At 73.5% G+C, this 11,531-nt stretch carries 9 protein-coding genes; 6 read left to right on the top strand and 3 right to left on the bottom strand.

Annotated elements, in window-relative coordinates:
- Positions 1-142: 142 nt before the first annotated feature.
- Entirely contained in the window at positions 143-2,338 is a 2,196-nt protein-coding gene (locus ABZ930_RS10900) for an acyl-CoA dehydrogenase (RefSeq protein WP_361544923.1), read from the bottom strand.
- Between the two features lie 232 nt (positions 2,339-2,570).
- Between ABZ930_RS10900 and ABZ930_RS10895 the strand changes: the two genes are divergently transcribed.
- The 5 genes from ABZ930_RS10895 (at position 2,571) to ABZ930_RS10875 (ending at position 8,857) form a co-directional block, all read left to right on the top strand.
- Positions 2,571-4,301: an MFS transporter gene (locus tag ABZ930_RS10895; RefSeq protein ID WP_361544920.1), complete on the top strand. Its 1,731-nt coding sequence runs from the start codon at positions 2,571-2,573 to the stop codon at positions 4,299-4,301.
- A gap of 152 nt (positions 4,302-4,453) precedes the next feature.
- Positions 4,454-5,320, top strand: a complete 867-nt coding sequence (locus ABZ930_RS10890; protein WP_361544917.1) for an oxygenase MpaB family protein — start codon at positions 4,454-4,456, stop codon at positions 5,318-5,320.
- Positions 5,321-5,479: 159 nt separating this feature from the next.
- Positions 5,480-7,099, top strand: a complete 1,620-nt coding sequence (locus ABZ930_RS10885) for a SpoIIE family protein phosphatase (RefSeq protein ID WP_361544914.1) — start codon at positions 5,480-5,482, stop codon at positions 7,097-7,099.
- A 23-nt stretch (positions 7,100-7,122) separates the two neighbouring features.
- Positions 7,123-8,208: a cobalamin-dependent protein gene (locus tag ABZ930_RS10880; protein WP_361544912.1), complete on the top strand. Its 1,086-nt coding sequence runs from the start codon at positions 7,123-7,125 to the stop codon at positions 8,206-8,208.
- Between the two features lie 151 nt (positions 8,209-8,359).
- Positions 8,360-8,857, top strand: a complete 498-nt coding sequence (locus ABZ930_RS10875; protein WP_361544909.1) for a hypothetical protein — start codon at positions 8,360-8,362, stop codon at positions 8,855-8,857.
- Between the two features lie 15 nt (positions 8,858-8,872).
- On the opposite strand, the gene pepE is transcribed toward ABZ930_RS10875, so the two are convergent.
- A complete protein-coding gene (pepE, locus tag ABZ930_RS10870; protein WP_361544906.1) occupies positions 8,873-9,592 on the bottom strand; it encodes a dipeptidase PepE in 720 nt (239 codons plus the stop codon).
- 37 nt (positions 9,593-9,629) lie between these two features.
- A complete protein-coding gene (locus tag ABZ930_RS10865; protein WP_361544903.1) occupies positions 9,630-10,445 on the bottom strand; it encodes an IclR family transcriptional regulator in 816 nt (271 codons plus the stop codon).
- 130 nt (positions 10,446-10,575) lie between these two features.
- Between ABZ930_RS10865 and ABZ930_RS10860 the strand changes: the two genes are divergently transcribed.
- A complete protein-coding gene (locus ABZ930_RS10860) occupies positions 10,576-11,529 on the top strand; it encodes a DUF1177 domain-containing protein (RefSeq protein WP_361544900.1) in 954 nt (317 codons plus the stop codon).
- The last annotated feature ends 2 nt before the right edge of the window (positions 11,530-11,531 follow it).

Raw genomic sequence — 11,531 nt, 5'->3', positions numbered from 1 at the left:
GAACTGGCCGCCGGGCTCACCGTCGCCGAGAACATCATGCTCGGTGCCTGCGGCATCCAGGGGAGGCTGCGCGCAGCGCATGCCTCAGGGGCGCGGGGAACTGCGCGGCCGGCCACGACGAGAGCCGCACCCGGGAGACGGGCTAGTCCCGGGGCAGGCCCAGCATGCGTTCCGCGACCACGTTGAGCTGGACCTGGGTGGTGCCGCCGGCGATGGTCAGGCATCTCGACAGCAGAAAAGAGTGCAGGGCGCGTTCGCCCGGCCCCTCGCGGAGCGCCCCGGCGGGGCCGAGGAGCTCCAGGGCCAGTTCGGCGACGCGCTGCTGATGCGGGGTCTGGACGAGTTTGCGGATGGACGCCCCGGGCCCGGGCCCCTCCCCCGCGACCTGCCGCATCGTGGTCCGCAGCCCGATGCAGGCCAGCGCGTGCGCCTCGGCCGCGAGGGCGCCGATCCGCGCCCGGCAGGCACCGTCGAGATCACCGGCACGGGCGAGCAGCGCCTCGAGACCCGTGTCGAAGGTCAGCTGGTCGGCCATGTGGACGCGCTCGTTGCCGAGGGTGTGGCGGGCGACCCGCCACCCGTCGTCGACCTCGCCGACGACGGCGTCGGCGGGCAGCAGGACGTCGTCGAAGTAGACCTCGTTGAAGAGCGAGTCGCCGGTGATCTCGCGCAGCGGCCGGACGTCGATGCCGTCGGTGTGCTTCATGTCGACGAGGAAGTACGTCAGGCCCTTGTGCTTGGGGGCGTCGGGGTTGGTGCGGGCCAGCAGGATCCCGTGGTCGGCCCACTGGGCGGCGCTCGTCCACACCTTCTGTCCGTTGATCCGCCAGCGCCCGTCCGGCAGCCGCTCGGCGCGGGTGCGCAGCGCGGCGAGGTCGGATCCGGCGCCGGGTTCGGAGAACAGCTGGCACCAGAGCAGTTCGCCGCGCAGGGTGGCGGGGAGGTAGCGGTCGCGCTGCTCGGCGGTGCCGTAGGCGATGAGGGACGGGACGACCCAGGTGGCGATGCCGAGGTCGGCGACCCGCACCCCGGCGGACGCCAACTCCTGCTGCACGGCGAGCTGTTGCAGCGGTCCGGCGCCGAGGCCGTACGGCGCGGGGAGGTGCGGCGCCGCGTACCCCGTGGGCGCGAGGGCGCGGCGGGCGGCGCCCGGGTCGAGCCCACGGGCGGCCTCGATCACGCTCCGGGCGCTCTCCTTGTGGACGTCGGCCTCGGCGGGCAGGTCGAGGCGCAGCTCGCGGCGGACGCCAGATTCGGCGAGCCGGACGGCGCGCAGCCGGTGGGAGTCGCCCGTGCCGAGCAGCTGCCGGGCGACGACGGCCCGCCGCAGGTAGAGGTGGGCGTCGTGCTCCCAGGTGAAGCCGGTGCCGCCGAGGATCTGGATGCAGTCCTTGGCGCAGCCGTGGGCGGCGTCGAGGGCGGTCCCGGCGGCGAGCGCGGCGGCCAGGTCGCGCACCTCGCCGGGGACCGGTTCGTCGAGGGCGCGGGCCGCGTCCCACACCAGGGCGCCGGCCTGCTCGACGCGGACGAGCATGTCGGCGCAGAGGTGCTTGACGCCCTGGAACTGTCCGATGGGCCGGCCGAACTGCTCGCGCACCCGGGCGTGCTCGGCGGCCGTGCTCAGCGCCCAGGCGGCGGTGCCGCAGGCGTCGGCGGCGAGCAGCACGGCGGCGAGGTCGCGCACGAGCGAGCCGGGCGGGGCGAGGATGCGGGCGGCGGGCACGGTGGCGCCGGAGGCGGTGACCTCGGCGGTGGGCCGGGTCGGGTCGGCGCTGTCGTGGGCCCGCACGGTGAGCCCGGGGGTTTCGGCGTCGACGGCCAGCCACACCACGCCGTCCGCGCTGTCGGCGGCGAGCACGAGGAGGTCGGCGTCGGCGCCGGTGAGCACGGGCGGCGCGGTCCCGTCGAGGACGAGTCCGTCGGGCCCGGCGACGGCGCTGAGGCCGCCCGCGGCGAAGGCGACGGCCCCGATCAGCTCTCCGGAGGCGAGCCGTCCGGCCAGCTCGGGGGCGCCCGCCCGGGCCAGCGCCTCGGCGGTGAGGACGGTGGCGAGGAACGGTCCGGGCAGCGCGGCCCGGGCCGCCTCCTCGACGACCACCGCGAGATCGAGCAGGGTCCCGCCCCCGCCCCCGTACGCCTCGGGCAGGGCCACGCCGAGCAGGCCCTGTCCGGCGAGGCTGTCCCAGTACGGCGGGCGGTGCCCCGGCGCGGCCGGGGCGTCGAGGAGTTTGCGCACCTCGTCGGGTGGTGCGGCGCGCGCGATCCAGCCGCGTACGGCGGCGGCGAGTTCCCGCTGGTCCTGAGTGATGGCAATGACGGCACTGTCGGCGGTCCCCATGCGGCGCACGGTAGAACACGTTCCAGTAGAGGGGAAGAGCACATCTGACGGTAAGTCAGAATCGAGTGCGGCCCGACGCCGGGAAGTCTTCATGTAATGAAAAGGTCAAGGTTCACGCTCGTACGACAAACATCGGAATAGTCGCCCGAGCGAACAGGTTCGACCTACACGCACCCCGCTCGCACTCCGCCCGCACAGGCGACCCGAACCTGCCCTCCGGAGGCCCTCCGCAATGTCCCAACCGACGACCAGTCCCCGCCGGACAGGCGGCGTCGTTCCCGTCCTCGCCTTCGCCGGCATCGTCGTCGCCGTCATGCAGACGCTGCTCGTGCCGGTGATCAAGGATCTGCCCGAGCTGCTGGACACCGCGCCCTCGAACGCCACCTGGGTCATGACCTCGACCCTGCTCGCCGGCGCCGTCTCGACCCCCATCATGGGCCGCCTCGGCGACCTCGCCGGCAAGCGCCGGATGCTGCTCGCCAGCCTCGCGATCATGGTGATCGGCTCGCTGATCTGCGGTTTCACCGACCAGCTCCTGGTCATGATCGTGGGCCGCGCCCTCCAGGGCTTCGCCATGGGTGCCATCCCGCTCGGCATCGGCCTGATGCGCGACATGCTGCCGCGCGAGAAGCTCGGCTCGGCGATGGCCCTGATGTCCTCCTCCATCGGCGTCGGCGGCGGTCTCGCCCTGCCGCTGGCCGCGCTCGTCGCCCAGCACGCCGACTGGCACGCGCTGTTCTTCGGCGCGGCGGGCCTCGGTGTCGTCTCGATGGTCCTCACCCTCGCCTTCGTCCCGGAGAGCCCGCTGCGCGCACCGGGCACCTTCGACTACGCGGGCGCCGTCGGCCTCTCCCTCGGCCTGGTCCTCTTCCTGCTGCCGATCACCAAGGGCAGCGACTGGGGCTGGAGCAGCGGTACGACGCTCGGCCTGTTCGCCGCGGCGCTCGTCGTCCTGCTCGGCTGGGGCGTGATGGAGCTGCGCCTGAAGGCGCCCCTGGTCGACCTGCGCACCACGGCCCGCCGTGAGGTGCTGCTCACCAACCTGGCCTCGATCATGGTCGGCGTCGCGTTCTACGCGATCTCGCTCGTCCTGCCCCAGCTGCTCCAGCTGCCGTCCGCCACCGGCTACGGCCTCGGCCAGTCGATGGTCGTCGCGGGCCTGTGCGTCGCGCCGCTCGGCCTGACGATGATGTTCACGGCCCCGGTCTACGCCCGCCTGTCGGCGACGTTCGGCCCGAAGGTCACCCTGATCCTCGGCATGCTGATCATCGCGATCGGCTACGGCGCCGGGCTCGGCCTGATGAGCGCGCCCTGGCAGACGATCATCATCTCCGTGGTGGTCGGCGCGGGCATCGGTCTCGCGTACTCCTCGCTCCCGGCCCTGATCATCGGCGCCGTCGACGCGTCGGAGACGGGCGCGGCCACCGGCCTCAACACCCTGATGCGCTCGATCGGCACCTCGGTGTCGTCGGCCGTGATCGGCATGGTCCTGGCCAACACGGCGAACCACGTCGGCGGCGTCGCGATCCCGACGCTGCACGGCTTCCGCGTCTCGTTCCTGATCGCCACGGCCGCGGTCGCGCTGGGCGTGGTCCTGGCCCTGTTCCTGCCGAAGCGCAAGGTGGCCGTCGTCCAGCTGCGGGCCAGCAGCGAGGAGGAGGCCAACCTGGCGCGCGCCGAGGAGGCCCTGGCCCACTTCCGCGGCCAGGTCCTGGACCCGGCGGGCATGCCCGTCGCCCGCGCCAAGGTCACCCTGATCGACCGTCGCGGACGGCAGGCGGGCGCGGCCCTCACCGACCACGACGGCCGCTACGCCCTGGCCGTCCCGGCGGGCGGCTCCTACGTCCTGGCGGCGACGGCCGCCGGGCACGCGCCGCGGGCCTCGGCCGCCACGCACCACGGTGAGAACCGCGCGGTGCACGTGGACCTCGCCCTGGAGGCGGTCGCGGTCGCGCAGTCGTAACGGGCCCTGCGGGCACACCAGTTGAAAAGCTCATGAGAACGCGCCGGGCAGCCGCCCGGCGCGTTCTTCTGCTGTGCGAACCGCCGCCGAGGCGCGATCATGCGGAGGAGACGCGGCGACCGCACCGTCGCACGACGAAGGGTGACCCCACCGTGCAGCGTTACGACCGGCTCCGGGAGATCCGCGGGCTCGACCCCGACCGCGACTACGAGAAGATCTACGCGATCAGCACCACCCACGAGTTCCCGTGGGACTTCATGCAGGCGCTCGGCTTCGCGCTCTACCGCACGTACGCCGTGCCGAGCATCGGTCAACTGCTCGCCAGGACAGGCGAGTTCACCGAGCGGACACAGAAGCGGTACGACGACACGGTGCTCATCCTGGACGCGGTGGGCGAGCACGGCATGGACGCGGAGCAGGGCCGCACCGCGATCCGCCGCATGAACCGGATGCACGGCAGCTACGACATCCCGAACGACGACTTCCGCTACGTCCTCGCCACGTTCGTCGTGGTGCCCAAGCGCTGGCTGGACGAGTTCGGCTGGCGCCCGCTGTCGGACCACGAGATCCGGGCGTCCACGAACTACTACCGGGCGCTGGGCCGCCGCATGAACATCAAGGACATCCCGGCGACGTACGCGGAGTTCGAGGAGTTCATGGACGACTACGAACGCCGGGAGTTCGCCTACGACAAGGGCGGCCACGCGGTCTCGGAGGCCACGCTCGACCTGATGGCGTCCTGGTACCCGGGCCCGCTCGGCGCCGTCATGCGCAGGGCGACCGTGTGCCTGATGGACCCGCCGATGCGCGCGGCCTTCGACTACCCGGCGCCGCCCGCCGTCCTGGAGCGCGCGGTGCGCGGCGGCATGCGGCTGCGCGGCCGGCTGGTGCGGCTGCTGCCGCCGCGCCGCGCACCGCGCTTCGCCCGCCAGAGCTCCAACGTCCGGGGCTATCCGCACGGCTTCCGGGTGGCCGATCTCGGCACCTTCCCCGACAGCGGCGGAGCCGATACCCGGTAGGCATGCCCCGACGGATTATTCAGCAGTACGGCAAGGCTGTCAGAAGTATTGAAAAGTCCGGCCACTAGTCATATGCCGTCGGTAATGTGGCGTCACCTTCCTTCGAGTGGAGGGGTGGTGGGGGGCCCGCACCAGGCGGGTTCCGGACAGATGGTCGCCTTGCCGAAGCAGAAGAACTCGTACGACGCGGGACCCGCCGCGCAGCGCTGTGACCCGTACCCGACGGTGACAGTGGACGCGTCGGGCACCGTGCTGTCCTACAACCAACAGGCCGCCGACCTGCTGGCCCGGATCGGTGTCGGGGCCGCGCTGCCCGATGTGGCGCCCGCCTGGCTGGCCGAGGCCCATCTGCGGCATGCCGGCGGCGCCCGGGAGGCGCCGTCGGCCTGGGCGGGCGGCCGGATCGGCGAGCTGCGGGTGAAGGCGCTCGCCGGGCCGGGCCCGGCGGGGGCGGTGACGTGGTGGCTGGTGAGCGACAGCGCTCCGGCCGGTGCCGCGCGCGAACTGGCGCGGGAGCGGGCGAGAGCGGGACTGCTTCAGGAGCTCTCGTCCGAACTGCTCGCCTCGCTGGACGTGGCGCACTGCCGTGAGGTGACCGTGCGGCGGGCGGCCCGGCAGCTGGCGGACGCGGCGGTCCTCGTCGGCATGAGCGACGGACGCGACTTCCCCGTCACGCGGTGCGCCGCGGGCGGACCGGTGAGGGAGGAGCGGATCCCCCTGGACACCGGCCAACTGCCGGGTCTGGCCGAGGCGTTGCGCGGGCTGCCCACGGTCCCGTCCGCCTGGATCGACCCGGGCGCGGTGCCGCCCTGGGCGGTGCCCGAGGAATTCCTCGGCGAGGCCGTCGGTTCGGTGATCGTGGCGCCGCTGCCCGGGCACGGCACTCCGGCCGGCTGTCTGATCCTGCTGCGCCGCTCCGGCCGGGCGCCGTTCAGCCCCGCCGAGGAACGCTTCGTCGGGCTCTTCGCCGCGCGCGCCGGCGCCGCCCTCTCCCTCACCCGCAGCCATGCCCGCCAGGTCCGCTTCACCGACGCACTGCTGCGCGACCTGCTGCCGCCCGCCCTCGGCCGGGTGCACGGCATCTGCTTCTCCGGCCGCTACCGCAGCTCGACCGCGGGCGAGCGCGTCGGCGGCGACTTCTACGACCTGTATCCCGGGGCCACGCCGGAGGCCGAGACCCTCGCGGTGCTGGGGGACGTGTGCGGCAAGGGGGTCGAGGCCGCGGTCGTGGCCGGCCGGGTGCGGCACGCGCTGCAGGCGCTGGTGCCGTTCGCCGCCGACCACACCCGGCTGCTGACCCTCCTCAACAGCGCGCTGCTGGCCGCGCAGACGCCCTTCGTGACGCTTGCCCTGGTCAGCGCCGTGCGCGACGGGGCCAGGGTGCGGCTGCGCATCTCCAGCGCGGGCCATCCCGCCCCGCTCGTCGTGCGCGCCACCGGCCGTGTCGAACAGGCCCCGGTCGGCGGGACGCTGCTCGGCGCGATCGACGACCTGGAGTTCGAGACCGCCGAGGTCGTCCTGGAGCCCGGCGAGACCTGCCTGCTGTACTCCGACGGGATCACCGAGGCGCGCGGCGGGCCGCTGGGCGACGTGATGTTCAGCGAGGACCGGCTGCGCGCGGTGCTGGCCCCCTGCGCGAACACGTCGGTCGAGGCGGTCACCGAGCACGTGCAGATGATCGCCGCCCAGTGGCTGGGCGACGGCCCGCACGACGACATGGCCGTCCTGGCGATCGGCGCGCCGGCCCGGCCGGCCGCGCCCCCGAACGAAGACAACTGAACGACCCGGAAAGGGTGAGCCACGTGACCGGTGGCGCGGACAGCAGTTTCCCCTCCTCTCTCGCCGAGCCGCGCGAGCGTCTGTGGCGGGCGCTCCACGCGTGCGACGAGACGCGCGCCGTCGCCGTGGTGCGCGGCGCGCTCGGCGCGGACATCTCGACGGCGGAACAGATGCGGGCCGCGGGCGAGCGGGTCCTGCTGGACCTGATCGCGCCGGTCCAGATACGGCTGGGCGCGGCCTGGGCGGCCAACGACATCACGGTGGCGCAGGAACACGCCGGTACGGCGATCAGCGAGCGGTGCGTCGCGGCCGTCGTCGACTCGACCTCCTCGGCGCTGCCCGGCACGTCGGCGGGGCGGGTCGTCGTCGCGTGCGTCGACGGCGAGTGGCACGCCCTGCCGGCGCGGCTGGTCAGCGAGGTGCTGCGGCTGCGGGGCTGGCGCGTCGACTATCTCGGGGCGCACGTCCCCACCGAGCACCTGGTCGCCCACGCCCGGTACATCCGTGCCCAGGCGGTGCTGCTGTCCTCGTCCGTCGAGGTGCTGCTGCCCGCCGCGCACAACGCGATCAGCTCGTGCCAGGGTGCCGGGTTCCCGGTGATCGCCGGCGGTCCCGCGTTCGGTCCGCAGGGTCGTTACGCCCGGCTGATGCGGGCCGAGTGGGCCGGGGACGCGCCCGGCGCGGCCGCCCTTCTCGCCGGGAACCCGCGGCGGCCCGGGGCGCCCGCGGTCCGGCCGCCCGAGGCGGATCTGCCGCACCTGGGCGACGAGGAGTACACGATGGTCCTCCAGGCCAGGCGGCAGCTGGTCAAACAGGCCCTGGCCGACGTCCAGGAGAGCTTCCCCGAGACGCGCTGGTACAACCGCTACCAGAACGAGCGCACCGCCGAGGACATCAACCACATCGTCACGTACCTCGCCACCGCCCTCTACGTCGACAGCTCCGATCTGTTCACCCGGTTCCTCACATGGGCCGCGGGCATCCTGGCCGCCCGCGGTGTCCCGCCGCGCTGTCTGCTCCCCGCGCTGGACTCGCTCGCGGGCCAGCTCAAGGACTTCCCGCGCACGTTCGGCATCCTCCACACCTCCCGAGGTGTTCTCGAGTCGTAGCCGGACCGGCCCCCACCTGCGACGACGACGCCCGACCGCCCCGGCGCCATCCGTCGCGCCATAAATGACTCGTCATGGCGCCATGCGTGTGCCATAGTGGCACCACTGGCAGCGCGCAGTGGTGCGCGCGTCATCGACGGGGGCGGGGATCATGGAGACGGTACGGAGAAGCGAGCGGAGAGCACCCGGAGCCGCCGTGGCGTTCGCCCGGTTCGTGGCGTGCGGGGGCGGCGTGGGGGTCGCGTCCAGCTTCGCGGTGGCGGCCGTCGCCGAGCGGCTTCCCTGGGCGCTGGCCAATGCCCTGGTCACCGTGGTCTCCACGCTGCTCGCCACCGAGCTGCACGCCCGGTTCACCTTCGGTGCGGGCGGGCGGGCGAGCTGGAGCCAGCATGTGCAGTCGGCCGGATCGGCGGCGGGCGCGTACGTGGTGACCTGCCTGGCGATGGCCGGGCTCCGGTACCTGGCGGACGAGCCGGGCGCGGTGCTGGAGCAGACCGTCTATCTGTCCGCCTCCGCGCTCACCGGTGTCGCCCGGTTCGCGGTGCTGCGTCTCGTGACGTTCGCCCGCGACCGGGCGAAGGCACCGGTCGCCGCCTGTCCGATGCCCGCGAGCCCGGTCGGCACCGCGGCGCTCTGCCCCGCCGCCTGAGGGCCGCGCGCGGCGTCAGACGTCGAACCGCGGCTCGCAGCGCAGGAGTTCGGAGACGTCGGAGCCGGTGGGCAGCTCCCGCGGCTGCGCGTCCCGGCGGAAGAGGCGGGCGGCGCGCTCCCCGAGCACCGTCGCCCGGTCCCCGTCGACCCGCAGCCAGGAACCCTCGCGCAGCCCGAGCACGGGGACGTCGTTCTCCTCCAGGAACTCGGTCAGCCGCTCCTCGCGCGTCTCGCCCTTGTGCGTGGAGGACGGGTCCGGGTCGAGGTAGTGCGGGTTGATCTGGAAGGGGACGAGGCCCAGCGTCTCGAAGGACGGCGGCTGCACGATCGGCATGTCGTTGGTGGTCCGCAGGGTGGGCGCGGCCATGTTGGTGCCCGCGCTGGCGCCCATGTACGGCAGGCCGTCGCCGACCGTCTTGATCAGGGCGTCCCGCAGGCCCGTCCGGTAGAGCGCGCTCAGCAGCCGGAAGGAGTTGCCGCCTCCGATGAACACCGCGTCCGCGGCGTCCAGTTGGGCCAGGGGGTCGTCGCCCTCGTGGACGCCGTGCACGGTGATGCCCGTACCCTCCAGCGCGCCGCGCACCTTCGCCGTGTAGGCGTCGTGGTCGGCGAGCGCGTACGGCACGAACGCGAGCCGGGCCCGCGCGGGCAGGAAGCCGGTGACGGTGTCCAGGGCGTGGGCGAGGTAACCCTGGCCGTACTGGGTGGAGTTGGAGAGCAGCAGCAGGTTCACGAGCGGGTCGCTCCTATCGGCGGTCGTGCGGTGGGGGTCAGGTGGCGCGGGTGCGGCGCCGGTTCTGCGGCGGGTGGGTCAGGCGCTGCTCCAGGAGGCGGGCGGCCTTGCGCAGGGCGTCGAGCCGGTCGTCGGGACCGTCGGGGAAGCGCTCCTTGGCGGCGCCGAGGCTGAGGCTCCCGTAGGGCTCGCGCCCCAGGAACACCGGCACGGCGACCGTGCCGATCCCGGCGTCGTACTCGCCGACCGTCCAGGCGTACCCCTGGGCGCGGACGGCGCGGAACTCCCGCTCCAGCTCGTCCGGTTCGGTCACCGTGCGCTCGGTGAAGCGGGCCATCGGGCGGCCGCGAAAGAGCCGGTGGCGCTGCTCGTCGGGCAGGAACGCGTAGTACGACTTGCTGGTGGCGCCCGCGTGCGCCGGGTACAGCTCGCCGACCAGCGGGTAGTAGCGCAGCGGCCCCGACTCCCCCTCCACGGCCGCGACGCAGCGCATGTGGAAGTTGTCGGGCAGGCAGAACAGGACCGTGTCACCGGTCGCCGCGCGCAGCTCCTCCAGGACCGGCCCGGCCAGCAGCTCCAGTGAGCCCGAGCGCTCCCACAGGCGGCCGAGCCGCAGCACCGCCGGGCCGATCCGGTAGCGCCGCGTCGCCGGGTCCGAGACCAGGAAGCCGCGCCCGGCCAGCGTGGAGAGCAGCCGCTGCGCGACCGAGGTGTCCCAGCCGAACTCGCCCGCGACCTCGGTGACGCCCCAGTCCGGCCGGGTCCGCTCGAACGCGAGGAGCACGAGGAGCGCCCGGTCGACGGTCTGCAGGGCGCCGGCCGGGGTCTTCCGGTCCAGCGGGATCTCACTCACCGCATCTCACCATCCAGACCCTTATTGCAAATAACGGGAAACAGTTGCCGACAACGCTATCCGATCCCGAATCTGCTGTCAGCACCGGTGGAAACCGCGACCGGGCGCAGCGCAGTGAGAGGGACCCCGCATGCTGAAGTACGTCCTCGATGTCGTCGATCTGCTGGACGACCCCGACGCCGACGGCAAGCGCGCCGTCGCCTACCTCGACTCCGTCGCGGGCCCCGAGGGCTCCGGCGCCGAGATCACCACCGTCGACGGCGAGCGCGGGTCCACCGACTTCGTGCTCGTCCGCATCCCGGGCGCCAAGGGCCGCAGCCGGGGCGGCAGCGCCCGCACGCTCGGGGTCGTCGGCCGCCTCGGCGGGGTCGGCGCGCGGCCCGAGATGACCGGCCTGGTCTCCGACGCGGACGGCGCCGCCGCCGCGCTCGCGACCGCCGCCAAGCTCCTCGACATGCGCCGCCGCGGCGACGTGCTCGACGGCGACGTAGTCGTCGCCACACACGTCTGCCCGGACGCGCCGACCGCGCCGCACGACCCGGTCCCGTTCATGGACTCGCCGGTCGACATCGCGACGATGAACCGGCACGAGGTGACCGCCGACATGGAGGCCGTGCTCTCCATCGACACCACCAAGGGCAACCGCATCATCAACCACAAGGGCCTCGCCCTGTCCCCCACCGTCAAGGAGGGGTGGGTGCTGCGGGTCAGCGAGCAGCTCGGCGAGCTGCTCGCCGTCGTCACCGGTGAGCCGTTGGTCACTTACCCCGTGACCACGCAGGACATCACGCCGTACGGTAACGGTGCACATCACATCAATTCGATACTCCAGCCCGCCACGGCGACCGCCTCCCCGGTCGTCGGCCTGGCGGTCACCTCGGCCGCGGCGGTCCCCGGCTGCCAGACCGGCGCCAGCCACGAGACCGACATCGCGGCCGCCGCCCGGTTCGCCGTCGAGACCGCGAAGGCCTTCGGCGGCGGGCGCCTGGACTTCCACGACGCCGCGGAGTTCGACGCCCTCGTGAGCCGCTACGGCTCGCTCGCCCATCTGCAGACCCTCGGCAACGCACCCACGGAGTCGTGACG

The sequence above is a fragment of the Streptomyces sp. NPDC046716 genome (genome assembly GCF_040645755.1).
In the GTDB taxonomy this organism is placed as follows: domain Bacteria; phylum Actinomycetota; class Actinomycetes; order Streptomycetales; family Streptomycetaceae; genus Streptomyces.
The sequence above is the reverse complement of the archived record's forward strand: the minus strand, read 5'-3'. Positions and strand labels throughout refer to the sequence as shown.

Bases quoted from the DNA above. Each gene is read 5' to 3' on its own strand.
- ABZ930_RS10875 (WP_361544909.1), top strand. From the start codon at position 8,360: ATGGAGACGGTACGGAGAAGCGAGCGGAGAGCACCCGGAGCCGCCGTG.
- ABZ930_RS10900 (WP_361544923.1), bottom strand. From the start codon at position 2,338: ATGGGGACCGCCGACAGTGCCGTCATTGCCATCACTCAGGACCAGCGG.
- ABZ930_RS10895 (WP_361544920.1), top strand. From the start codon at position 2,571: ATGTCCCAACCGACGACCAGTCCCCGCCGGACAGGCGGCGTCGTTCCC.
- ABZ930_RS10860 (WP_361544900.1), top strand. From the start codon at position 10,576: ATGCTGAAGTACGTCCTCGATGTCGTCGATCTGCTGGACGACCCCGAC.